This window comes from Aquabacter sediminis (genome assembly GCF_028863665.1).
In the GTDB taxonomy this organism is placed as follows: domain Bacteria; phylum Pseudomonadota; class Alphaproteobacteria; order Rhizobiales; family Xanthobacteraceae; genus L1I39.
In genome coordinates this window covers 95,472-119,566 of sequence record NZ_JARBFX010000004.1, presented here as the reverse complement: position 1 = coordinate 119,566, position 24,095 = coordinate 95,472, and the positions used below count along the sequence as shown (strand labels likewise).

The 24,095-nt window shown below is 65.0% G+C and carries 16 protein-coding genes and 1 pseudogene; 13 read left to right on the top strand and 4 right to left on the bottom strand.

Annotated elements, in window-relative coordinates:
• Positions 1-5: 5 nt before the first annotated feature.
• Both nirB and PV781_RS08940 read right to left on the bottom strand, forming a co-directional pair.
• Positions 6-2,483 (bottom strand): nitrite reductase large subunit NirB, encoded by a 2,478-nt coding sequence (gene nirB, locus PV781_RS08945; RefSeq protein ID WP_274775284.1) that lies wholly within the window; start codon positions 2,481-2,483, stop codon positions 6-8.
• Positions 2,484-2,856: 373 nt separating this feature from the next.
• Positions 2,857-3,552, bottom strand: a complete 696-nt coding sequence (locus PV781_RS08940; RefSeq protein WP_274775283.1) for a cyclic nucleotide-binding domain-containing protein — start codon at positions 3,550-3,552, stop codon at positions 2,857-2,859.
• Between the two features lie 333 nt (positions 3,553-3,885).
• On the opposite strand from PV781_RS08940, the gene PV781_RS08935 reads away from it, so the two are divergent.
• The 11 genes and pseudogenes from PV781_RS08935 (at position 3,886) to PV781_RS08885 (ending at position 17,528) form a co-directional block, all read left to right on the top strand.
• Positions 3,886-6,654, top strand: a complete 2,769-nt coding sequence (locus tag PV781_RS08935; protein ID WP_274775282.1) for a nitrate/nitrite transporter — start codon at positions 3,886-3,888, stop codon at positions 6,652-6,654.
• Between the two features lie 14 nt (positions 6,655-6,668).
• The gene (locus tag PV781_RS08930; protein WP_274775281.1) at positions 6,669-10,424 is read left to right on the top strand and encodes a nitrate reductase subunit alpha; all 3,756 of its coding nucleotides are present in this window, start codon (positions 6,669-6,671) and stop codon (positions 10,422-10,424) included.
• Positions 10,421-11,944: a nitrate reductase subunit beta gene (gene narH, locus PV781_RS08925; RefSeq protein WP_274775280.1), complete on the top strand. Its 1,524-nt coding sequence runs from the start codon at positions 10,421-10,423 to the stop codon at positions 11,942-11,944. The genes PV781_RS08930 and narH overlap by 4 nt, the downstream gene beginning before the upstream one ends.
• A 5-nt stretch (positions 11,945-11,949) precedes the next feature.
• On the top strand, positions 11,950-12,651 hold the full coding sequence (gene narJ, locus PV781_RS08920) for a nitrate reductase molybdenum cofactor assembly chaperone (protein WP_274775279.1): 702 nt from the start codon (positions 11,950-11,952) through the stop codon (positions 12,649-12,651).
• 12 nt (positions 12,652-12,663) lie between these two features.
• Complete coding sequence (gene narI / locus PV781_RS08915) at positions 12,664-13,437, top strand: respiratory nitrate reductase subunit gamma (protein WP_274775278.1); 774 nt, start codon at positions 12,664-12,666, stop codon at positions 13,435-13,437.
• A gap of 5 nt (positions 13,438-13,442) precedes the next feature.
• Positions 13,443-14,288 (top strand): peptidylprolyl isomerase, encoded by an 846-nt coding sequence (locus tag PV781_RS08910; RefSeq protein WP_274775277.1) that lies wholly within the window; start codon positions 13,443-13,445, stop codon positions 14,286-14,288.
• A 9-nt stretch (positions 14,289-14,297) separates the two neighbouring features.
• Positions 14,298-14,660 (top strand): hypothetical protein, encoded by a 363-nt coding sequence (locus PV781_RS08905; protein WP_274775276.1) that lies wholly within the window; start codon positions 14,298-14,300, stop codon positions 14,658-14,660.
• Positions 14,647-15,276 (top strand): annotated as a pseudogene (locus PV781_RS08900) (carbonic anhydrase); the annotation flags it as partial. The gene PV781_RS08905 and the pseudogene PV781_RS08900, both read left to right, overlap by 14 nt.
• 233 nt (positions 15,277-15,509) lie before the next feature.
• On the top strand, positions 15,510-16,532 hold the full coding sequence (gene moaA, locus PV781_RS08895) for a GTP 3',8-cyclase MoaA (protein ID WP_274775274.1): 1,023 nt from the start codon (positions 15,510-15,512) through the stop codon (positions 16,530-16,532).
• 1 nt (position 16,533) lies between these two features.
• Positions 16,534-17,061 carry a molybdopterin adenylyltransferase gene (gene mog / locus PV781_RS08890; protein ID WP_274775273.1) on the top strand — a complete coding sequence of 176 codons (528 nt, stop codon included), beginning with the start codon at positions 16,534-16,536 and terminating at the stop codon, positions 17,059-17,061.
• On the top strand, positions 17,061-17,528 hold the full coding sequence (locus tag PV781_RS08885; protein WP_274775272.1) for a hypothetical protein: 468 nt from the start codon (positions 17,061-17,063) through the stop codon (positions 17,526-17,528). Before mog ends, PV781_RS08885 begins: the two co-directional genes overlap by 1 nt.
• Positions 17,529-17,633: 105 nt before the next feature.
• Here PV781_RS08885 and PV781_RS24050 read toward each other — a convergent pair whose 3' ends face one another.
• Complete coding sequence (locus PV781_RS24050) at positions 17,634-18,920, bottom strand: PAS domain S-box protein (RefSeq protein WP_342455445.1); 1,287 nt, start codon at positions 18,918-18,920, stop codon at positions 17,634-17,636.
• Between the two features lie 148 nt (positions 18,921-19,068).
• Positions 19,069-20,274 (bottom strand): NnrS family protein, encoded by a 1,206-nt coding sequence (locus tag PV781_RS08870; protein ID WP_274775271.1) that lies wholly within the window; start codon positions 20,272-20,274, stop codon positions 19,069-19,071.
• Positions 20,275-20,620: 346 nt separating this feature from the next.
• Between PV781_RS08870 and PV781_RS08865 the strand changes: the two genes are divergently transcribed.
• Both PV781_RS08865 and PV781_RS08860 read left to right on the top strand, forming a co-directional pair.
• Positions 20,621-21,814 carry a DUF932 domain-containing protein gene (locus PV781_RS08865; RefSeq protein ID WP_274775270.1) on the top strand — a complete coding sequence of 398 codons (1,194 nt, stop codon included), beginning with the start codon at positions 20,621-20,623 and terminating at the stop codon, positions 21,812-21,814.
• Between the two features lie 166 nt (positions 21,815-21,980).
• Positions 21,981-24,044: a ParB/RepB/Spo0J family partition protein gene (locus PV781_RS08860; RefSeq protein WP_274775269.1), complete on the top strand. Its 2,064-nt coding sequence runs from the start codon at positions 21,981-21,983 to the stop codon at positions 24,042-24,044.
• The last annotated feature ends 51 nt before the right edge of the window (positions 24,045-24,095 follow it).

Genomic DNA, 24,095 nt, shown 5'->3' with positions numbered 1-24,095 from the left:
GGCTCTCACTCCGAAGTGACGGCCGCGCGGACACCATCGAGGCGTGCGAGCGGCATGAATTCGTGAAGCTCGCGGCCGGCCGCGCGCTCGGCCCAAGGGTCGCGGTGGACGGCGCGCTGGGAGACCAGGAAACGCTCGTACAGAGCCCGGCGGGAGTCGAGATCCTCAAGGACGAGGGAGCGGAGCGTGTCCAGTCCGATCTTGTCGACCCACTTGTAGATGCGCTCCAGATAGGTCGCCTGCTCGCGATAGGCCTGGAGTATGGCCGAGCAGACCTCGATGGCCTCCTCTTCCGTATCCACATGGCCCAACAGGTCCGTGGCGCGCACATGCAGGCCCGCGGCACCCGCCACGTGGATGTCGTAGCCCGACTCGACACAGATGATGCCGATGTCCTTCACCGTCGCCTCCGCGCAGTTGCGCGGACAGCCCGAAACCGCCAGCTTAACCTTGGCGGGGGTCCAGGAGCCGCACATGAGGCGCTCCAGCTTGACGCCGAGGCCGGTGGAATCCTGTGTGCCGAAGCGGCACCATTCGGAGCCGACACAGGTTTTGACCGTGCGCAGGCCCTTCGCATAGGCCGCGCCGGACACCATCCCGGCGGCGTTCAGCTCCGCCCAGACTGCAGGGAGATCTTCCTTGCGGATGCCGAGTAGATCTATTCGTTGTCCTCCCGTGACCTTGATGGTGCGCACGTCATAGCGTTCCGCGACATCAGCTATGGCGCGCAGCTCCTGGACGGTGGTGAGACCGCCCCACATCCGCGGCACCACGGAAAAAGTGCCGTCCTTCTGAATGTTTGCGTGGACCCGCTCGTTGATGAAGCGGGATTGCGGGTCGTCTCGATATTCGCCCGGCCAGGCCGCAATCAGGTAGTAGTTGAGCGCCGGACGGCAGGAGGCGCAGCCGCACGAGGTTTTCCAGCCGAGCTCCTGCATGACGGCAGGCACCGATTTCAGTACTTTTGTTGCAATGAAGCCGCGCACCTCGTCATGCGTCAGGTCAGTGCACTTGCACATGGCCTTCCGGCCGGCAGCGGCATAGGACGCGCCCAACGTGGCAGCGAGTACCGCCTCAACCTTCGATGTGCACTGGCCGCACGAGGCGGATGCCTTGGTGACGGCGCGCACATCGTCGATGGTGGTCAGGCCCTTCGAGCGGATGGCCGAGACGATTGCGCCCTTGGAGACGCCATTGCACCCGCAGATTTCTGCCTCGTCGGACAGGGCGGCCACCGCGGCTACCGGGTCGAGCGCTACGCCCCCGCCCTGGTATGCCTGGCCATAGATGAGCGTGTCGCGCATCTTGGAGACGTCCGCGCCGGTCTTGATGAGATCGAAGAACCATGCCCCATCGGCGGTATCACCATAGAGCACCGCGCCAACGAGGCGGTCGCCTCGCAGGATTGCGCGCTTGTAAATGCCGCGTGCCGGATCGCGCAAAACCACTTCGTCCGTCTCGTCCCCTTCGGAAAAATCTCCGGCGGAGAAGAGGTCGACCCCTGTGACTTTCAGCTTCGTGGCGGTCACGGAGCCTCGATACTCGTTGCTCGCGACGTCGGCGAGGCGCGCTGCGAGTACCTTGGCCATCTCGTAAAGCGGCGCCACGAGCCCATAGCAGGCGCCCCGGTGCTCGACGCATTCGCCCAAGGCGTAGATGTCGGGGTCGCTGGTTGTAAGAGCGTCATCGACGACGATTCCGCGCTTCACCTCCAACCCCGCCGCTCGGGCGAGCGCCGCGCTAGGCCGAATACCCACAGCCATCACCACAAGGTCCGCAGGCAGGGAGCGTCCCCCCTCCAGCAGCACGGCCTCGACCCGGTCAGAGCCTAGGACTGCAACGGTGTTCGCGCTTGTGTAGACGTCGATGCCACGCTTCTCGATGGCCTTCTGAAGCAGATAGGCGGCGTTCTGGTCCAGTTGGCGCTCCATCAGGAACGGCATGAGATGCACCACGCTGGTGCTCATGCCGTTCAGCGCCAGGCCTGCGGCAGCCTCAAGGCCCAGCAGCCCCCCGCCGATGACCACGGCCCGGCCGCCACGGTCGGCGGCCGCCAGCATCCGCTCCACATCATCGAGATCGCGGAAGGTGACGACCCCCGGCAAATCCGCGCCGGGCACCGGAATGACAAAGGGGTCCGAGCCGGTGGCGAGCACCAGAACGTCATAAGGCACGCACAGACCGGACGCGCTCGTAACCGTCTTGGCCGCCCGGTCGATGACCACCACCCGGTCGTCGAGGATCAGCCGCACGCCATGTCGCGCATACCAGCCCTCGTCATGAATGATGATGTCTTCATACGTCTTCTCCCGAGCCAGCACGGGGGACAGCATGATCCGGTCGTAATTGACCCGCGGCTCGGAGCCGAAAAGGGTGATGTCGAATCCCTGCTCGTCATGCGCGAACAGCTCTTCAAGCATGCGGCCGGCGGCCATGCCATTGCCGACGACCACAAGTCGACGGCGGACCTTTACTGACGTCACGGTGCGTCCTCCAGGGAGCGACCGCGTGCCGGGTGCAGGAAGGCGAGCATGTTATAAAATGCGTCACGACGCGCGCCAGCAATCCTCGATTCTTGTTCGAGGCTTCCCTGACATGCCCTGCACGTTGGCCGCCATTGGCCACGTATACCGGCGAGCGGTCGTCTTCATTGACGCGATTTTGCACGCACGAATTATGCCAACTCCAATGAAGGCTCGGTTCCACACCTATCGGCGCCAGCCATTCGGTTCAGCCCAGCCTCAGAGCGGGTTTTCGAACGGCCAAATGCCTATCAAGCGGGCATGGCATGCAACTCCATTAGGCGCTCGCCGCCAGCCCAGTATTTGCGCGACACAGGACAGACCAGGCGGGTGGTCACTCCAGTCCGTCGATCAATGGATTGGGCCGTGCAAAACGACGCAACTCTGCGACATCCTCGATCCTGATCGCAGATCCCGCTGTGGAGACGCCCACGGATTTAATAGCAGAAAAGGCGCGAGACAGGTTTTCAGGCGTCATTCCGAGCAAGGACGAGAGCTTTTTTTTCTCGAAATCGAGCGTGACAACGCTCTCGCCTTCATGAAAATGCGCGCTTTGCAGCAGCCAATTGGCCAGCCGCTCCGCGCCAGTCCGCAGCTTCTGGTTCTTCAGCTCCTTTACGGCACCCCGATATCCGCGTGCGAGTTCAGGGACCACTGCGCGGGTGAAGCCCTCATCCGTCCCAACAGCGGACCGGACATGTTCTGCCGGAATCATGAGCAACTGGGATTTGTGCAGCGTCCGGGCCGACTGGAGATAGACCTGACCGGTGAGCACGGCGGCGAGAATGAATGTGCCCACGGGACGAACCAAGCTGATCGAGGTCTCGCGATCCCCATCGATGGCGAACATTTCCACCAAACCGTCGACCACCACGTGGAGGAAGTCGGCATGGTCGCTTTCGTGGATGATGGTGACGCCGGGCGGGAAGCGCTGGAGGAGGCCCGCGCGCATCATCTTTGCGAACGTCTCCTTGCGCGCGTCCCGGAACAACGGAAGCTGCCTGACGGCGTCGGTGTCTTCGGGTCTCATTCCAGCACCATCGCCCCTATTATCGCATGAAAGCTCCGTCGGGCGGCTGAGGCTCAACCGGAGATCCGCTGGCCCGCCCGACGCGATCCTCCTGTCCCGCATCCATTAAACAGGCCGCGGACAGCATTCGAATTGATAAATATCAAGAGATAAAACTGAAATATTCAATTCAGCGGATTACATAATATAATTAAGTAACATATAAATTCAAATACAATAATATCTCCAGTGCGTTTCATTAAAGCTGATACAAATCAAAGAAGGATGAGGCGAGATCGGCCATTTTGCTGACGCACGACGTAGCCGTGCACTTGCAACGGGCGAGATTGAGCCATGCAAACAACTCAAGACGTGAGCGTCGCAGACCAGCGGACCTCGCTCACCTTAAGCACTGTCGCCTTCACCGTATGCTTCGCGGTGTGGACGATCTTCTCCATCATCGGCATCCGCATCCGTCAGGATCTGGGGCTTACCGACACGCAGTTCGGCCTCTTGGTGGGCACCCCCATCCTCACGGGCTCACTTATCCGCGTGGCGCTGGGGATTTGGACCGACCTTTATGGTGGTCGTGTCGTCTTCACGCTGACCATGCTGGCGGCGGCGGTCGCGACCTTCCTTCTGACTTTCGCCACCACCTATCCCCAATTCTTGCTCGCAGCCCTCGGCGTCGGCATCGCGGGCGGATCGTTCGCGGTGGGTGTTGCTTATGTCTCGCGCTGGTATCCGGCGGGCAAGCAGGGGACCGCGCTCGGCATCTTCGGCGCGGGCAATGTGGGCGCGGCGGTCACCAAGTTCCTCGCCCCTTTCATCCTCGTCGCCTATGGATGGCAGATGGTGGCCCAGGTCTGGGCCGCCGCCCTCGTGGTGATGGCGGTCGTCTTCTTCGTTTCCACCAAGGATGATCCGGTGCTCGTGGAGCGCCGCCGGCTCGGTATCAAGCCGAAGAGCGCTTGGCTCGAACTGGAGCCGCTGAAGAACATCCAGGTCTGGCGCTTCTCGCTCTATTATTTCTTCGTCTTCGGCGCCTTCGTGGCGCTCGCGCTCTGGCTGCCGCAATATCTGGTGAAGGTCTACGGGCTGGACATCAAGTCCGCGGGCATGATCGCCGCCTTCTTTTCCGTCCCCGCGAGCATCTTCCGCGCCTATGGCGGGCATCTCTCGGACGTGTATGGCGCGCGGCGGGTCATGTACTGGACGTTCCTCGTGTCGGTCGTCGCCACATTCGTCCTGTCCTATCCCCCAACGGACTACATCGTACGCGGCATCAACGGCCCGATCGAATTCCACATGGAAATGGGGGTCGTCGGCTTCACCGTCGCGGTCTTTATCCTCGGATTCTTCATGGCCCTCGGCAAGGCCGCGGTCTACAAGCACATCCCCGTCTATTATCCGCAGAACGTGGGCGCTGTCGGCGGCCTCGTCGGCATGATCGGCGGCCTCGGCGGCTTCGTCCTTCCGCTGCTGTTCGGCGTGCTCAACGACCTGACCGGCTTGTGGACCAGCTGCTTCATGCTGCTGTTCGTTATCGCCGCCATCTCCCTGACCTGGATGCACCTCGCCATCCGGCAGATGGAGAAGGAAGCCACGGGCGATGCGCTGAAGACGTTGCCGGAGCTGCCGGAAATGCAAGGCCTCGCCCCGGCGGTGGCCACCCCTGTTCCCACTCCGGCAAAGGTGCGCGGCGCTGTCCTGACCGACTGGCGGCCGGAGGATCCGGATTTCTGGCAGAAGACCGGGCGCGCCATCGCGCGGCGCAACCTCTGGCTCTCCATTCCGGCCCTGCTGCTCTCCTTCGCGATCTGGCAGGTGTGGTCGGTGGTGGTGGCGAAGCTCCCATTGGCTGGCTTCCGCTTCACCACGGAGGAATTGTTCTGGCTCGCCGCCTTGCCGGGCCTGACCGGCGCAACGCTGCGCATCTTCTATTCCTTCATGGTGCCCATTTTTGGCGGGCGGCTCTGGACCACTTTGACCACCTGGTCGCTCATCATCCCGGCGCTGGGCATCGGCTATGCGGTTCAGAATCCTGACACGCCCTATGTGGTGCTGCTGATCCTGGCTCTGCTGTGCGGCTTCGGCGGCGGTAACTTCGCCTCCTCCATGGCCAACATCTCCTTCTTCTTTCCCAAGAAGGAGAAGGGGAACGCCCTCGCGCTCAATGCGGGACTCGGCAATCTCGGCGTCAGCGTGGTGCAGTTCGTGGTGCCGCTCGTCATCACGGCGGGCCTGTTCGGCGCCCTGGGCGGCGACCCGGCCATGGTGAAGACACCGGCCGGCCCCGTCCCGGTATGGCTGCAAAATGCCGGCTTCTTCTTTGTGCCCTTCATCGTCCTGTCCGCCTTCGCGGCCTGGTTCGGCATGAACGACATCGCCTCCGCCAAGGCGTCGTTCCGTGAGCAGTCGGTGATCTTCCAGCGCAAGCACAACTGGATCATGTGCTGGCTCTATACGGGCACGTTCGGCTCATTCATCGGCTATTCGGCGGGCTTCCCGCTGCTCACCAACATCCTCTTTCCGGAGGTGAACGCGCTCCAATACGCCTTTCTCGGCCCGCTGGTCGGCGCACTTGCCCGCTCCGGCACGGGGTGGCTCGCTGACCGCTTTGGCGGGGGACGGGTGACCATCTACGTCTTCCTGCTCTCCATGGCCGGGGTCAGCGGCGTGCTGTGGTCCATCGGCATGCGGGCGGAGCCCTGGGCATTCTCGGCCTTCTTCGCCTCCTTCCTGGTGCTGTTCTTCGCCACCGGCGTCGGCAACGCCTCCACCTTCCAGATGATCCCGGCGATCATGGCGAAGGAAATGGAGCGCCTGCTGCCCGGAGCGGATGCGGAGACGCGGCGCCGGCAGGCGGAGAAGGAGGCGGCCGCCATCACCGGCTTCACCTCCGCCATTGCAGCCTTCGGGGCGTTCTTCATCCCGAAGGGCTACGGCTCCTCCATTGCGCTCACCGGCTCGCCGGAGGCGGCTTTGTGGGCCTTCCTCATCTTCTATGTGAGCTGCCTCCTGCTCACCTGGGCTGTCTACACCCGAAAGGGCGGCCTTCTCCATGACCTCGAGCGCGGAATCGCCCCGCGCGCCATCAACCGTCCGGCTGCTGCCGAGTAACGGAAGGCATCCCCATGTCCCATTTTCTCGATCGTCTCACCTTCTTCCGCAGGCAGACCGAGCCGTTCTCGAACGGACACGGCATCGTCACCCATGAGGATCGCTCTTGGGAGGACGCCTACCGGAAGCGCTGGCAGCACGACAAGATCGTGCGCTCGACCCATGGCGTGAACTGCACCGGATCGTGCTCGTGGAAGATCTACGTCAAGGGCGGGATCGTCACCTGGGAGACCCAGCAGACCGACTATCCCCGCACCCGGCCGGATCTGCCCAACCATGAGCCGCGCGGCTGCGCCCGTGGTGCATCCTATAGCTGGTATCTCTATTCCGGCGCCCGGGTGAAGCACCCTATGGTGCGCGGGCGCCTGCTCAAGCTCTGGCGCGAGGCGCGGTCCAAGTTGCCGCCGGTGGCCGCCTGGGCCTCCATCGTCGAGAACGCGGAAAAGCGCGCCTCCTACACCTCCATCCGGGGCCATGGCGGGCTGGTGCGCGCCTCTTGGGACGAGGTGAACGAACTCGTCGCTGCCGCCAATGCCCACACCATCCGCAAGCATGGCCCGGACCGCGTGGCGGGCTTCTCGCCGATCCCGGCCATGTCCATGGTCTCCTACGCGGCGGGCGCGCGCTATCTCTCGCTGCTCGGCGGTGTGTGCCTGTCCTTCTACGACTGGTATTGCGACCTGCCGCCCGCCTCACCGCAGACCTGGGGCGAGCAGACGGACGTGCCGGAGAGCGCCGACTGGTACAATGCCGGCTTCATTATCGTGTGGGGCTCCAACGTGCCCCAGACCCGCACGCCCGACGCCCATTTCTACACCGAGGTCCGCTACAAGGGCACCAAGAGCGCGGTTGTCACGCCGGACTACGCCGAGGCCACCAAGTTCGCCGACATCTGGCTGAACCCCAAGCAGGGCACTGATGCCGCCCTCGCGTTGGCCATGGGCCACGTCATCCTGCGCGAGTACCATCTCGACCGGCAGGTGCCGTATTTCGACGATTATCTGCGTCGCTATTCGGACATGCCTTTCCTGGTGCGGTTGGAAGAGCGGGACGGGCGCCTCGTGCCCGAGCGACTGCTGCGCGCGGCCGATCTGCCCGGCGCTCTGGGAGAGACCAACAATCCGGAATGGAAGACGGTCGCCTTCGACGAACCGACGGGAGACCTTGTGGCTCCCGTCGGTTCAGTCGGCCATCGCTGGGGCGAGAGCGCCCAGTGGAACCTGGAGGAGAAGGACGGGGCCGGCCGCGCCATCCGCCTGAAGCTGTCGCTGGCGGGAGGCGAGGACGAGATGGTGCCCGTGGACTTTCCCTATTTCGGGGGACGGGCCACCGAACATTTCGTCGCCACGGACCATGGCGAGGTCCTCACCCGAAACCTGCCGGTCCGGCTCATCCAGGGCGCGGACGGCGCCGTGATGAAGGTCGCCACCGTCTACGACTTGATGATGGCCAATTACGGCCTTGACCGCGGCTTCGGTGGCGGGAACGTCGCCACGTCCTACGATGCGGACGTGCCCTTCACACCGGCATGGGCGGAGCGCATCACCGGCGTCAAGCGGGACGCCATCATTACGGTGGCGCGCGAATTCGCGACCAATGCCGAGAAGACCAATGGCCGGTCCATGATCATCATCGGCGCGGCCATGAACCACTGGTACCACATGGACATGAACTACCGGGGGGTGATCAATCTCCTGGTGTTCTGCGGTTGCGTCGGCCAGTCCGGCGGCGGCTGGTCCCATTATGTGGGGCAGGAGAAGCTGCGCCCGCAGACCGGCTGGCAGCCGCTCGCCTTCGGCCTCGACTGGGGGCGCCCGCCGCGGCACCAGAACGCGACCTCGTTCTGGTATGCCCACTCGGACCAGTGGCGCTACGAGACGCTGACCGCGTCCGAGATCCTCTCGCCCACCGCGCCCAAGGGTGACTGGGACCAGAGCTTCATCGACTACAACGTGCGCGCCGAGCGCATGGGCTGGCTGCCCTCCGCCCCGCAGCTCCGGCAGAATCCGCTGGAGATAGCAGGTCGCGCCAAGGCCGCCGGCCAGGAGCCGAAGGACTATGTCGCCGCCGCCCTGAAGAGCGGCGAGCTCGAACTGTCCTGCCACGATCCGGACCACCCGGACAACTGGCCCCGCAACCTCTTCGTCTGGCGCTCCAACCTGCTGGGCTCGTCCGGCAAGGGGCATGAATATTTCCTGAAGCACCTGCTCGGCACCCAGCACGGCGTCATGGGCAAGGATCTCGGCGCCGAGGGCGCCGTGCGCAACAAGGAGGTGGCGTGGCGGGACGAGGCGCCCGAGGGCAAGCTCGACCTCCTGGTGACGCTGGACTTCCGCATGTCCACCACCTGCGTCTACTCGGACATCGTGCTGCCCACCGCCACCTGGTACGAGAAGAACGACCTCAACACCTCGGACATGCATCCCTTCATCCATCCGCTGTCCGCGGCGGTGGACCCGGCCTGGGAGGCGCGGTCCGACTGGGAGATCTACAAGGGCATCGCCCGCGCCTTCTCGGAGGTCGCGCCTGAGGTGCTGGGGGTGGAGGAGGACACCGTCCTCACCCCGATCCTGCACGACACCCCGGCCGAGATCGCCCAGGCCATGGACGTGAAGGACTGGAAGCGCGGCGAGGTGGAGCCGATCCCCGGCAAGACCATGCCGAGCGTCACGGTGGTCACGCGGGATTATCCGGCGACCTATGCCCGCTTCACCTCCCTCGGCCCGCTGATGGAGAGCATCGGCAACGGCGGCAAGGGCATTTCGTGGAAGACCGGGCACGAAGTGGACGCGCTGCGCGCGCTCAATGGCGTGCACCGCGACGGCCCGGCCAAGGGGTTGGCGAAGATCGACACGGACATCGACGCGGCCGAGGTCATCCTCATGCTCGCGCCGGAGACCAATGGCGAGGTGGCGGTGAAGGCGTGGGAGGCGCTTTCCCGCAATACCGGCCGCGAGCACGCCCATCTCGCCCTTCCCAAGGAAGACGAGAAGATCCGCTATCGCGACGTGCAGGCCCAGCCGCGCAAGATCATCTCATCGCCCACCTGGTCGGGCATCGAGAGCGAGACGGTCTGCTACAATGCCGGATACACCAACGTCCACGAACTGATCCCCTGGCGCACCATCACCGGGCGCCAGCAGCTCTACCAGGATCACCTGTGGATGCGGGCGTTCGGCGAGGAGCTCGTCACCTGGAAGCCGCCGGTGGACCTGAAGACCATCCCCGGCCACAAGGACGCGCGTCCCAACGGGCACACGGAGATCGTCCTCAACTTCATCACCCCGCACCAGAAGTGGGGCATCCACTCCACCTATACGGACAATCTGCTGATGCTCACCCTGAACCGGGGTGGGCCGGTGGTGTGGATCTCGGAGGACGACGCGAAGGCCGCCGGCATCGTCGATAACGACTGGGTCGAGGTCTTCAACGCCAACGGCGCGCTCACGGCGCGGGCCGTCGTCTCCCAGCGCGTCATGCCGGGCATGATGATGATGTACCACGCGCAGGAGAAGATCATTAACACGCCCGGCTCGGAACAGACCGGCAAGCGCGGCGGCATCCATAATTCCGTGACCCGCACGGTGCTGAAGCCGACCCATATGATCGGCGGCTACGCGCAGCAATCCTACGGCTTCAACTATTACGGCACCGTGGGCGCCAATCGCGACGAATTCGTCGTCATCCGCAAGATGAGCAAGGTGGACTGGCTTGAAGAGGAGCTTCAGCCCTCCGCCTCCAACACTCCGGCCAAGGAGATGGCCCAATGAAGATCCGTGCCCAGATCGCCATGGTGCTGAACCTCGACAAGTGCATCGGGTGTCACACCTGCTCCGTCACCTGCAAGAACGTCTGGACCAGCCGCCAGGGCGTTGAATATGCCTGGTTCAACAATGTGGAGACCAAGCCCGGCATCGGCTATCCGCGCGAGTGGGAGAACCAGAAGAAGTGGAATGGCGGGTGGCGCCGCAAGGCCAACGGCAAGATCGAGCCGCGGATCGGCGCCAAGTGGCGGATCCTGGCGAACATCTTCGCCAATCCGGACCTGCCGGAGATAGATGATTATTACGAGCCCTTCACCTTCGACTACGAGCATCTTCACAATGCGAAGGAATCGAAGGCATTCCCCACCGCGCGCCCGCGCTCCCTGGTTTCGGGGGAGCGGATGGAGAAGATCGAGTGGGGCCCGAATTGGGAAGAAATCCTCGGCGGCGAGTTCGAGAAGCGCCGGAAGGATGTGAATTTCGAAGGCGTGCAGGCCGACATCTACGGCCAGTTCGAGAATACCTTCATGATGTACCTGCCGCGCCTGTGCGAGCACTGCCTCAACCCCACCTGCGCGGCCTCCTGTCCGTCCGGTGCCATCTACAAGCGGGAGGAGGACGGCATCGTCCTCATCGACCAGGAGAAGTGCCGGGGCTGGCGCATGTGCGTCTCGGGGTGCCCCTACAAGAAGATCTATTACAACTGGTCTTCTGGAAAGTCGGAGAAGTGCATCTTCTGCTATCCGCGCATCGAGGCGGGCCAGCCCACCGTGTGCTCGGAAACCTGTGTCGGCCGCATCCGCTATCTCGGCGTGCTGCTCTATGACGCCGACCGCATCGAGGAAGCGGCGAGCGTCAAGGACGAGAAGAAGCTCTATCAGGCACAGCTCGACCTGTTCCTCGATCCCAAGGACCCGGCCGTGGTGGCGCAGGCGCGCGCCGACGGCGTGCCGGATGCCTGGATCGAGGCGGCGCGGCAGTCGCCCATCTGGAAGATGGCCATGGAATGGAAGGTCGCCTTTCCCCTCCATCCCGAATACCGCACGCTTCCCATGGTCTGGTACGTGCCGCCGCTCTCCCCCATCCAGTCCGCCGCCGCCGCGGGCAAGATGGGCATGGACGGCGACATGCCGGACGTGCGCTCGCTGCGCATCCCGCTGAAGTACCTCGCCAATCTTCTGACCGCAGGAAATGAGGAGCCGGTGGCCCGGGCGCTTGAGCGCATGCTGGCCATGCGCGCCTATATGCGGGCAAAGACCGTGGACGGGCGCATCGACGAGGCGATCGCCACGCGCGTCGGCCTCACCGGCGCGGCCATCGACGACATGTACCAGGTGATGGCCATCGCCAATTACGAGGATCGCTTTGTCATCCCCACCGCCCACCGCGAAGTGGGCGAGGACACATTCGATCTGCGGGGCTCCTGCGGCTTCACCTTCGGCAACGGCTGCTCGGGCGGCGAGAGCGAGCTCAACCTGTTCGGCAGCCCGTCCAAGAAGGCCCGCACCCCCATGGAAGTGGAGTAAGGCGCATGACCGGCACCGACATCACGCTGCGCGCGCTCTCCGCGCTTCTCACCTATCCCGACGCGGCGCTCACCGCTGCCGTCCCCGCTTTGGCCTCTGCCCTGGCCGAGGAAGGCCGGGTTTCGCCGGCCGCGTTCGACGCCCTGGCCCCGCTCCTGCGCAATCTCGCGCAGGAGGATCTCTACGAACTTGAAGAGACCTATGTGAGCCTGTTCGACCGCACCCGTCGCCTCTCCTTGCACCTGTTTGAACACGTGCATGGGGAAAGCCGCGACCGGGGGCAAGCCATGGTCGATCTGGCCGCGCTTTACGAAACCGGCGGGTTGCTCATCGCGACCAACGAGTTGCCGGATTTCCTGCCGCTGTTCCTCGAATATGCCGCCACCCGGCCGCGTGAGGAGGCGCAGGACCTGTTGGCCGACGTGGACCATATCCTGGCCGGCCTCGAAGAGCGGTTGATATCCCGCACCTCTCCCTATGCGGCGGTTTTCGGCGCGCTGCGCAGCCTTGCCGGCAGCGCGGAGCTGGCGGAGGCGCCGAGTGAACCCAAGCCCTCGCCGGAGGACGAACTCGCTGCCCTCGACAAGGAATGGGAAGAGACCGCCGTCACGTTCGGCCCCGGCGACGCCATGGGCGGCTGCTCCGTGGACCGCTTCCGCACCCAATTGCGCGCCGCGCAACGCGACGCGCGCCATTCCGCCGCCTGAAGGAGGCAGGACATGTCTGACGCCATCAATTCCGCGCTCTTCGGCTGGTATCCCTATCTGTGCCTCACGGTCTTCCTGCTCGGTAGCCTCGTGCGGTTCGATCGGGAGCAATACACATGGAAGACGGGTTCATCCCAATTGCTGCGCAAGCGTCAATTGCGGTGGGGCTCGAACCTGTTCCATGTGGGCATCCTGGTCATCTTCCTCGGCCATGCCGGTGGTCTTTTGACCCCGATCTGGGTGTTTGATGCCATCGGCATCTCGCACTCGTTCAAACAGGGCCTCGCCATCACGGCAGGTGGCATCGCCGGCGTGATGTGCTTCATCGGCATCTCGCTGCTGGCCCACCGCCGCCTCTTCGATCCGCGCATCCGCGCCAATTCGAGCTTCGGCGATACGGCGATCCTTCTCATCCTGTGGGTGCAGCTCACGCTCGGTCTCTCCACCATTTTCGTGTCGCTCCAGCACATGGACGGCCACGAGATGGTGAAGTTCATGAACTGGGCGCAGGGCATCCTCACCCTCCAGCCCTCGGCGGCCGCCTATGTCGCGGACGTGAGCCTCGTCTTTAAGGCGCACCTGCTCCTTGGCATGACAATCTTCCTCGTCTTCCCCTTCACCCGGCTCGTCCATGTGTGGAGCGCCCCGGTCTGGTATCTCGGCCGCACCGGCTATCAAGTGGTGCGCACCCGCCGGCCCCAGCATAGCCGCCGTCCCGAAGCGTCAATGCCGATCGCCGCCGTGGGGCCCGTCGCGGGTCGTCCGGCGCGTAGCCCGGCGGAGTGAGCGGCATGACCGAAATCATCAGCCATCGCGCCTCTCGCCCCGTCCGGGCCACCCGGCCGGACGAGGTTTCCGTGAACGGCGTCATCATCTCCCGCGCCGAAATCGCGCGGGAGATCCAGAACCACCAGGCCGGCACTCCGGCGGAGGCCTGGCATGCGGCGGCGCGCGCCCTCGTGGTGCGCGAACTGCTCCTGGCGGAGGCCGACCGCATCGGCATCCCAGCGGAACCCGCCACCCATCCGGACGGCGCGCGCGAGACCGACGAAGAGGCCACCATCCGCGCCCTTCTTGCCCGAGAGGTTCGCGTGCCGAAGGCGGACACCGCGACCTGCCGGCGCCACTTCGAGCGCAACCGGGGGAGCTTCCGCACCGGCGACCTGTTCGAGGTCGCTCACATCCTCATCCCCGCCGGCCCGGACGACGGCGAGCGGCGTATGGAAGCCCGCGCGAAGGCGCAGGCGATCCTCGCGGCCCTCCTGTCCGGACAGGCGGACTTTGCGGAGATGGCTCGGTCGCACTCGGCGTGCCCCTCCCGCGAGGTGGGCGGAAGCCTCGGCCAGATCGGGCGCGGGCAGACGGTGAGCGAGTTCGAGACCGCCCTCGCAGGGATGGTCCCCGGCAAGGTGCATCCCGAGCCAGTGGAGACACGCTACGGCTTCCATGTGGTGTTCCTCGCCCACCGGGTGGAAGGGCGTGACCTCCCGTTCGAAATGGCGGAACCGGTGATTGCGGGACATCTGGAGCTGACGGCCTGGCACATCGCCACGCGGCAATATCTGACGCTGCTGGTCGGACGCGCCGAGATCCGGGGCATCGCGATGGAAGGGGCCGTATCGCCCCTCGTTCAATAGGAGGTATCCGTGCTGCTCGGAAGCCTGCTCAAGCAACTGGAGGACGAACGGTTTGCCGGCGAGACCCTCTTCGCCCTCGGCGATGTCACCCTCGCGGAGCGCGCCCGCCAGGCCGGGGAGCCGTTCGGCGAGGGGGCGGCGGACTATGCCTCGGCCGCCTGCGCCCGCTTCAGCAGCGGCGCCTCGGACGAGGACTGGCTCGCCCTCATGACCGCCCTGGAGCGGGGGGAGGACCCCGCCGCCACCTGCCTGCGCACCATGATGGAATGGTCGTTCCGCATGGATGCGAAGGCGCTCGAGCCCCAGCCGGAAGGTGGCTGCGGCTGTGGGGGAGGCGGCGGGTGCGGAGGTCACGACCATGGGCCGGGCTGACTCGCATTCGGCTGGTGCGCGGCCGGGCACCGTGCTCGACGAACTGTTCGACAACAATCTCGCCTGGGCCAATGCCAAGCACGCGGCCGACCCGACCTTCTTCCGACGCCTCGCGGAACAGCAGGCGCCCCGCTTCCTCTGGGTGGGCTGCTCCGACAGCCGGGTGCCGGCCAATGACGTGGTGGGCCTCGACCCCGGCGAAATCTTCGTCCATCGCAACATCGCCAATGTGGTGCATTCCAGTGACATGAACCTGTTGGCGGTGCTGGAATTCGCTGTGGATGTGCTGGGCGTCCGCCATGTCATCGTCTGTGGCCATTATGGCTGCGGCGGCGTTCGGCGGGCCATCGAGAATGCGCAGGGGCCGGGCGGGGAGGGGCTGGTGGACCACTGGTTGGCACCCATCGTCGATCTCTATGGCCGCCATCGCGCACAAATGGATGCGTTGCCGGAACTGTCCGCGCGCCTCGACCGGCTGTGCGAGCTGAATGTCTGCCTGCAGATGCGGCGGCTCGCCGCCACACCGGTCATGCGTTCCGCTTGGACGCGGGGCGCGGAACTCACGCTTCACGGCTGGATCTACGGCATCGGCGACGGCCTTTTGCGCGATCTCGGCACCACCCTGTCGTCGAGTGGGGAATTCGCCGCCCTCGCGCCACTCGATCTGATCGCCGCGACACCGCTCGAGCCCATGAGTGCCGTGCGGCTCCATGCCATGGCAGCCTTCCTTTCCATGGACGTCGCGGACGCCGCCCGCTGCGGCGCCGCCTGCACATGCGGCGCGCTGCAAGATCGCTCCCTTGCCCGCCGTCCCAGCGCGGCGCAGGACGAGTGAGCCGGAGCCAAGCCATGCCCAACCCCACCGTTCCGAGCCCGCCCGCCTGCGCCATGGTCGATCTGTTCGGCCGCCGTATCACCTATCTGCGCCTCTCGGTGACCGATCGGTGCGACCTGCGCTGCGTCTATTGCATGGCCGAGGACATGACCTTCCTGCCGCGAGACCAGGTTCTGTCCATTGAGGAGTTGGATCGCCTCGCCTCTGCCTTCGTCGGCCTCGGGGTCACCAAGTTGCGCCTCACAGGCGGCGAGCCACTGGTGCGGCGGGGCATCATGGACCTTGTGGGGAGCCTGTCTCGCCACCTGAAGACCGGAGCGCTGAAGGAACTCACGCTCACCACGAACGGCACCCAGCTCTCCCGCCATGCCGGCGATCTCTTTCGCCACGGCGTCCGGCGCATCAATGTCTCGCTCGACACGCTCGATGCCGGCCGGTTCAAGGTGCTGACCCGGCGGGGCGCCCTCGGGCAGGTGATGGACGGGATACGGGCCGCCCGCGATGCCGGGCTCAGGGTGAAGCTCAACGCGGTGGCGCTGGCCGGGACCACCGAGCACGAGGTGTTCGACCTCATCCAATTCGCGCACGGCCAGGGCATGGACCTGACTTTCATCGAGACCATGCCACTCGGCGATGTGGGGGTGGACCGCATTGACCAGTACCTGCCGCTGGACCGGCTGCGCGCGCTGATCGAGACCCGCCTCGATCTCGCGGACACGGCGGAGCGCACGGGCGGGCCGGCGCGGTATGCGCGTGTCGAGCAGACGGGCGGTCGCATAGGCTTCATCACCCCGCTGAGCCATTCCTTCTGCGAGAGCTGCAACCGAGTGCGTGTCAGCGCGACGGGCGTGCTGCACACCTGTCTTGGTCAGGAGGATGCGGTGGACTTGAAGACCCCGCTGCGGGACGGGGGCGAACCGGCGCTCAACGCGGCCATCGCCGGTGCAATAAAAGCGAAGCCCAAGGGGCATGATTTCGTCATCAGCCGGGGCGGCGCGCCGGCTTTAGCCCGGCATATGTCGGCACTGGGGGGCTGAAATGGTCCGCATCGGCATCGTCACCATCTCGGACCGCGCGAGTGCGGGTACCTATGACGATCTCAGCGGTCCCGCCATCGAGGCGTGGCTGCGCCGGGTCATCACTTCGCCCTGGGACCCTCGGCGGCTGATCATCCCAGATGGCCTGGTGAGCGTGAGGGATTGCCTGCGCCTGCTGTGTGACGAGGAGCAGTTGGACCTCATTCTCACCTCCGGCGGCACCGGTCCCGCGCCGCGCGACCTCACCCCAGAGGCATTGGCCGAGGTGATCCAGAAGCCCTTGCCGGGCTTCGGAGAAGCGATGCGGTCCGCCAGCCTTGCCGAAGTGCCCACTGCCATCCTGTCCCGTCAGGAGGCGGGTGTTCGGGGGCGCACCCTCATCATCGCGCTCCCCGGAAAGCCGGCCGCCATCGCGACCTGCCTCAACGCCGTCTTCGCCGCCGTGCCGTATTGCCTCGACCTCATCGGCGCTGGGCGCATCGAGACGGATCCTGCCCTGATATCGGCCTTCCGCCCCAGGGGAGCGTGATGATCGACGACATCACCATCGCCCGTGCGCTGCATGTGCTGGCCGTTGTCCACTGGATCGGCGGCGTCTCCTTCGTGACGCTGATCGTGCTGCCGCTCGCCCGGCGCTGTGGCGCCGCCGGGATCGACCTGTTCGAGCGCATTGAGCACGGCTTCTCCCGGCAGGTACGGGCTTCCATTCCGCTCGCTGGGGCAAGTGGCTTCTGGATGACCTGGCGCATGGATTTGTGGGATCGCTTTGCCGAACCGGCCTTCTGGTGGATGACGGCCATGGTCGCCGTCTGGATATTGTTCATGACGGTGGTGTTCGTCATCGAACCGCTCCTGGGCCCACGGCTGATGCAGGCTGCTCGGTTGCGGCCGCAGGCCTTCCTCACACGGGCGCTGCGTCTTCATATACTGCTGCTGCTCGCCTCCGCCGTTACGGTTCTCGGGGCAAGCGCGGGCGCGCACGGCTTCTTCTTCTGACATGCTGATAGCCACAGAGTCTCCCGGAAATACCAAGATTTTCAGCCTCAGTGTTCGGATGCGCTCTCCACGTGCATTCACTTATAAGTTTGGAGCCGGATTGCTTTAGCCGACCCTGGCTTCCAAGTCCGCGATCTTCTTCTTGAGCGCCTTCGTCTCATCGAAGCGCACCGACACGTCGCGGATGGTGGCGACCATGCCCGTTACGCAATCCGCGCTGTCTTTCACGAGAACGATGGTGAACTCGATGGAGATGCGTTTGCCGTCTCGGCGCAAGCCAGGTACAGCGAGCAGATCTCCGGCCCCATATCGGCTTTGCCCAGTGGCCACCGTCTCGCGATAGCCTTCCCAGTGGCGGGCGCGGAACGGCTCGGGAATGATGATGTCGAGCGACTTGCCGAGCGCCTCGTCCTCTGAAAATCCGAAGATGCGTTCAGCACCGGGATTCCAGAGGGTGATGGTGCCATGCGCGTCGGAAACGACCACGCCATCCCCTGCGGCGTCGATCATGGCATCGCCGATCGCGACGCGGGTAAAGCCCCCGGTGAGCCGCGAGGTGCGTGTCGCGCCTGTGGCAGAGGAGGGCGGCGCCGACGGTGCGCCGTCATCCTCGTCCCAAAGGTCCGCGACCGGGCCGAAGAATTCATGGTGCAGTCGCTCGCGGGACACGCCCATGCGGGCGAGGCCGCAGACAAAAGTCTTCAGGAATTCGAACGGCCCGCAGATAAAATAGCCGGCTTCCGCAAGCGAGGTGTGCTCTGCAAGCCAGTCAAGCGTTACCCGCCCCTCGACGTCGAACCGGCCTTGGGCCGCATCGTCCGCGTCCGGTTGGGTGTAGAAGACGGTGGAGGTGACGCCCGCCGTCGTCGCGGCGATGTTCCTCACATGCGCGCCGAAGGCATGGAGGCGGCCATTACGGGTGCAGTGGATGGCGTGCACCGGCGCGGAGGCGCCATCAATGGCCAACGCTTCGAGCATGGCCACCATGGGCGACTGACCAACGCCCGCGCTGAGCAGGACCATCGGGTGAGCGCGCGCCGCATCCAGCGCGAAGCTACCGCCCGGCCCGCCGATATCGAGCCGCGTGCCCGGCTGCGCAAAGTCGTGGAGCCAGCGTGAGACCGTGCCTCTATCCTCCCGCTTCACCGAGATGCGGAAGCTGCGCCCGTTCGGAGCGCAGGAAATGGTGTAGTTGCGCTTCTGTCGACCCGCCCCCGGAATGTCGGCGAAGAGGACAAGATGCTGGCCCGCGCGGTGCGGCGGCGGTGGAAGGCCATCAGTAGGGCGGAGGGTGAACGAAGTGATTTGCTCGCTCTCCTGCGCGCGGCTCTCCACCTCGAAGGTCCGGAGGCCTTGTTGGGTGGCGGCTGGCGCTACAGTCATTCTGGACATGATTTCCATCCCTCAAATTTTGAATATTGTATGCCTCATTCAGGGCGATGAAACCCGAATTTCCTCCGGGCCTGTGCATAGGTCCGGAAGTGCCGCGCTCGATTGAAGGATGGCTGGCGCCCACGAAACCGGTCCAGAAGGATGCAAGTCAGCGCTGGACGGCGATGCTCGGTGTCTTCTGTCCGATACGCGGCCCTGTGAAGACGGGCCAATATGCCACCGAGAAGAGGATGAACCCGAGTGACCAGCAGAGCCCTGCCGCATCAAGAAGGACGGGCCAACCTGCATCGAGCGCAGAAATGATGCGGGCGATGCTGCCGACCAAAACCAGCAGATAACTGACCTTGGTTGCCAAGGTGGCATTCAGGGGCCGTCCGGTATGTCCGAGGCTGGCCCGCGACATGACAGCAAGCGTCAGCGTGCCGAAGGCGCCGGCGGTCCATGCATGGAGGCCGGCTCCCGCTGGGATGAGCCCGAAGCTGGCTGCAGCCGTGAGGCCGAACCCCACCGGAACGAAAAGGTAGGCGATATGGAGAATGACCAGGAGTGGATTGCGCCAGGTCCGCTCTCCTGCCCACCGCCCGAGTCGCACCAAGTGGAGCGCCGCGCAGAGGCTGAGTGCCACCCCGCTGGCCATCCCTTCCGGAACCGCGACCCAAAGGGCCAGGGAGCTTGCCGTCAGGATAAGGACGAGCTTGTCATAACCTGCAAAGGGAACAGGCAAGCGCCCCCCGCCGCGCGAGGCCAGCCAGTTGTTGGTAAAGCTCGGGATGATGCGTCCGCCGATGAGTGCGACGAGGCTGAGGATCGCGGCGATCGCTAGCCTGCGGGCATATAGGGCCTCGCCCGCCAGGTGGGCCTCAAGATGAAATGCCACATTGGTGAGTGTGAGAAGGCAGAGAACCCCCACGACCTTCAGGTTACGCCAGTTGCGTCCGGCGACGATCTCGCGAATGGCCGCGCCCGCAAGCAGGGCGAGGAACAGGCAATCGATGACCATGGCTATTTGCCAGCCCACCAGCGCCGAAACCGAAACCGCAAGGCGGCCTGCGATCCACGCAAGAGCAAGAACCAGGAGCGGTATGCCCTGAACGGGCAATCGCCCAGTCCAGTTCGGAATGGCTGTCAGCAAAAAACCTCCGATCGCCGCAGCCTGATAGCCGAACAGCATTTCATGGACATGCCAGTCGACTGGGGAGAAGGCGGTCGGCACGTCGAGACGGCCGGAAATAAACGGCAGCCAGATCAAGATGGCCAATCCCGCTTGAAGGGAGGCGAGCAGGAAAAGTGGGCGGAAACCGAAGGACAGAAACGGGTGCCCCTCATAGGTCCTCGGTCTGGATGCGGCCGACATGTCATCCGCCCTTATCAAAAATGCCTACCCCTTGCTCAACGTCAGTCGACTTCGCGTGTGTCTTAACGCGGCGGACATGCAAGCAAAGAGTCAAACTGTGGGTCTCCACAGAGGGGACCAAGTTGTCGTCAAACTCTATGCGATGTGGAGCCCATGCCTCCCTGATCAAGGTCAAATCCGAAACCGAATTTGCGAGCAACCAGCTTATTCCCGCCCTTACGGCCTCACGGTCTGAGCAAGGCCGGATTCGTCGATGCCTGATGAAAGGTAGGGGATGGACCTGGGTTCCGTGACGGGTGGAGGGCCGGGAGAGAGGCTTCCGGCGCCCGTCATGGAGGTGTTCCCCATGAACATGCAGGTTCTGGATTCCGGTCGCGACGCCATTGGCGGCTACAAGGTGGATGTCACGCGCGGCGAGCGGGTCGGCCGCGTGTCGTCGGAGTGGTTCTCGAGGCCAGACGACGAACGGTTCCTGTCGCTCGGCGAACTGGCCGCGATGGTGCGGGGCCGGGCCGATCACAGCCGGTCGCGCCTTGTGGAGACGTCCCGCATTCATGTCGAGGCAAGCCGTTCCAATGCCGAGCGGCTGGCGCTGGTGCTGCCCGGGGCGGATGCACCCGTCGAGCCGAACCATTGGTCCTTCGGCCAGCTCGCGGCCCAGATCGGGGCGCCGGCCGCGTATCTGCGCCAGCTTCCAGCCGCGCTGGCCGGCATCAATCTGCAATATGGCCTGACCTCGCACCGCGCCGAGCAGATCAAGACCTATGAGACCGCCAATGGCCGCGTCGAGTTGCGCGCGGTCACCGGCCCGGACTATGGCCGGATCTATGACCACGAACTGGTCGAGGCTGTGCAGCGCATCGCCGGCAACGGCACCGGCGACACGCGCTGGAAGGTGCCGGGCGTGCTCGACTGGTCGACGGGCGTTTATAATCCGCGTGTCGACATCACCAAGGATACGACGACGCTCTACGCCTCCGACCGCGACGTGTTCCTGTTCCTGGTCGACGATCTCAACCCGATCGAGGCCGGGCGGCTGCCCGACGGCTCGCCGGACCTCTATTTCCGGGGCTTCTACTGCTGGAACTCGGAGGTGGGGGCCAAGACGCTCGGCATCGCGAGTTTCTATCTGCGTGCCGTCTGCCAGAATCGCAATCTCTGGGGCGTCGAGGATTTCCAGGCGATCACCATCCGCCACTCCAAGTATGCGGCCTCCCGCTTCGCGCACGAGGCAGCGCCGGCCCTGACCCGCTTCGCCAATTCCTCGCCGATGCCCTTCGTCAACGGCATCAAGGCGGCACGGGAGAAGATCGTCGCGCGCACTGACGAGGACCGCAGCGACTTCCTGCGCAACCGGGGCTTCTCCAGGGCCGAGACCGCGAAAATCATCGACACGGTGCTGGCCGAGGAAGGGCGCAAGCCCGAGAGCATCTTCGACTTCGTGCAGGGCATCACCGCGCTCGCACGCGACAAGCCCCACCAGGATGCGCGGCTCGACCTTGAGGGCCGGGCCAAGAAGCTGCTCGATCGGGCCGCCTGACTTCCGGAAAGCCGGAGATGCAGAGATCCGTGTCTCCGGCTTTGCGCTTTTGCGGATCTGCGGTTCTTCGGCGTCGCCCTCCAGAGTGAGAGGGCGGCGCTGCGCTTCGTGACGGGTTGGAGGTCGAGAGAGAGGCTCTTGGCCGCCCGTCGCGGAGGTGCCTTCCATGGCGACCAATGTTCAGAAGATCACGCTCTCGCCCTCGCGTGACATCCCCTTCAACAAGCTCCTGCTCAGCCAGTCGAACGTCCGGCGCATCAAGGCCGGGGTCTCGATCGAGGAACTGGCCGAGGACATCGCCCGCCGTGGCCTGCTGCAGGGCCTGAGCGTCCGGCCTGTGGTTGACGACGCCGGCGTCGAGACCGGCATGTTCGAGATTCCGGCCGGCGGGCGACGCTATCGGGCGCTGGAAGTGCTGGTGAAGCAGAAGCGGCTCGCCAGGACCGCGCCAGTTCCCTGCGTCATCCGGGAGGGCGGCATCGCCGAGGAGGATTCCCTCGCAGAGAATGTCCAGCGCGCGCCGCTGCATCCGCTCGACCAGTTCCGCGCCTTCCTCGCCCTACGCGAGAAGGGCCAGTCCGAGGAAGAGATCGCCGCCGCATTCTTCGTCTCCGCCAGCGTGGTGAAGCAGCGCCTGAGGCTCGCCTCGGTCTCGCCGGTGCTGCTGGAGGTCTATGCCGAGGACGGCATGACGCTCGACCAGCTCATGGCCTTCACCGTTTCCGGCGACCATGCGCGCCAGGAGCAGGTCTTTGACCGGCTGAAGACCTCCTATGACAAGCAGCCCTACGCCATCCGCCGCATGCTGACCGAGGGTGCTGTCCGCGCCTGCGACAAGCGCGCCCAGTTCATCGGCCTCGAGGCCTATATCGAGGCCGGCGGCACCATCCTGCGCGACCTGTTCCAGGGTGATGATGGCGGCTGGCTGCAGGATGTCGCGCTGGTCGATCGGCTGGTGGCCGAGAAGCTGAAGGCCGAGGCCGACGCTGTCGCCGCCGAGGGCTGGAAATGGGTCGAGATGGCCCCGGACTTCGCTTATGGCCACACCTACGGCCTGCGCCAGTTACGCGGCGAAACCATCCCGTCCACCGCCGAGGAAGAAGCCAGCCGCGATGCCCTTCAGGCGGAATATGATCGCCTGTCCACGGAATACGCCGAGGCGGATGAACTGCCGGAGGAGGTGGACGCCCGGCTCGGCGAGATCGAGACGGCGATCGAGGCCTTCGAGGCGCGTCCGATCACCTTCGATCCGCTGGATGTGGCGCGCGCCGGCGCCTTCGTCAGCATCGCCCATGATGGCACGGTGCGCATTGAGCGCGGTTATGTGCGGCCGGAGGACGAACTGCCGGTGGAGCCCGAAGTCGTCGCGGAAGACGCCGGGCCGCACCACATCGCGGCGGCGGCTATGCATACCGGCGAGTCCGTCATGGCAGACGTGTCGACGCCCGAGCCCGAGGAGGACGAAGGGCTGTCGGCGCTCTCGGACCGGCTCATGACCGAGCTGACCTCGCATCGCACGCTCGGCCTGCGCCAGGCGTTGGGCGAGCGGCCCGATGTCGCCTTCCTCGCCGCCCTTCATACCCTGACGCTGAAGAGTTTCTATCGCTACGGCTTGGATAGCTGCCTCGAACTCGACCTGAAGAGCGTCACCTTCAGCGCGCAGGCGCCGGGGCTGAACGACAGCGCCTCGGCTGCGGCGATCCACGCCCGGCATGAGGGCTGGGCCAAGCTTCTGCCCAAGGACTCGGTCGATCTCTGGGAAGCTCTGCACGACTGGGACAGCGACAGCCGCTCCGGCCTGTTCGCCCATGTGGTGAGCCTGTCGGTGAACGCCGTTCACGAGGCCTGGAACCGGCGCCCCCGCGCACTCCACCATGCGGATCAACTCGCCCGCGCCGTCGACCTCGACATGTCGGCCGCCGGGTGGAAGCCGACCGTGGACAATTTCCTCGGCCGGGTCACCAAGGCCCGCATTCTGCTGGCGGTGAGCGAGGCGAAGGGGGCGCGTGCGTCGGATCGCATCGCGCACCTGAAGAAGGGTGACATGGCCCGCGAGGCCGAAACGTTGCTGGCTGATACCGGCTGGCTCCCGGAACCGCTGCGCGGAACCGAACCGGAGGCCGGCGAAGAAACGGCGGCGCAGGACGGCAAAACGGTCATGGGCGAAGACGAGAGTCTTGAGGATACTGAATACACCACGGACATCCCCCCTGCCGTGGCGGCGGAGTAACCCTCAACACGATCCTGAACCTCGGCCCGCCGGCTCCGTCGGCGGGCCTTT

Excerpts from the sequence above, each read along its gene's own strand:
- PV781_RS08940 (WP_274775283.1), bottom strand. The coding sequence starts at position 3,552 with ATGAGACCCGAAGACACCGACGCCGTCAGGCAGCTTCCGTTGTTCCGG.
- PV781_RS08935 (WP_274775282.1), top strand. The coding sequence starts at position 3,886 with ATGCAAACAACTCAAGACGTGAGCGTCGCAGACCAGCGGACCTCGCTC.
- PV781_RS08930 (WP_274775281.1), top strand. The coding sequence starts at position 6,669 with ATGTCCCATTTTCTCGATCGTCTCACCTTCTTCCGCAGGCAGACCGAG.
- narH (WP_274775280.1), top strand. The coding sequence starts at position 10,421 with ATGAAGATCCGTGCCCAGATCGCCATGGTGCTGAACCTCGACAAGTGC.
- narJ (WP_274775279.1), top strand. The coding sequence starts at position 11,950 with ATGACCGGCACCGACATCACGCTGCGCGCGCTCTCCGCGCTTCTCACC.
- narI (WP_274775278.1), top strand. The coding sequence starts at position 12,664 with ATGTCTGACGCCATCAATTCCGCGCTCTTCGGCTGGTATCCCTATCTG.
- PV781_RS08910 (WP_274775277.1), top strand. The coding sequence starts at position 13,443 with ATGACCGAAATCATCAGCCATCGCGCCTCTCGCCCCGTCCGGGCCACC.
- moaA (WP_274775274.1), top strand. The coding sequence starts at position 15,510 with ATGCCCAACCCCACCGTTCCGAGCCCGCCCGCCTGCGCCATGGTCGAT.
- mog (WP_274775273.1), top strand. The coding sequence starts at position 16,534 with ATGGTCCGCATCGGCATCGTCACCATCTCGGACCGCGCGAGTGCGGGT.
- PV781_RS08885 (WP_274775272.1), top strand. The coding sequence starts at position 17,061 with ATGATCGACGACATCACCATCGCCCGTGCGCTGCATGTGCTGGCCGTT.
- PV781_RS24050 (WP_342455445.1), bottom strand. The coding sequence starts at position 18,920 with ATGTCCAGAATGACTGTAGCGCCAGCCGCCACCCAACAAGGCCTCCGG.
- PV781_RS08870 (WP_274775271.1), bottom strand. The coding sequence starts at position 20,274 with ATGTCGGCCGCATCCAGACCGAGGACCTATGAGGGGCACCCGTTTCTG.
- PV781_RS08865 (WP_274775270.1), top strand. The coding sequence starts at position 20,621 with ATGAACATGCAGGTTCTGGATTCCGGTCGCGACGCCATTGGCGGCTAC.
- PV781_RS08860 (WP_274775269.1), top strand. The coding sequence starts at position 21,981 with ATGGCGACCAATGTTCAGAAGATCACGCTCTCGCCCTCGCGTGACATC.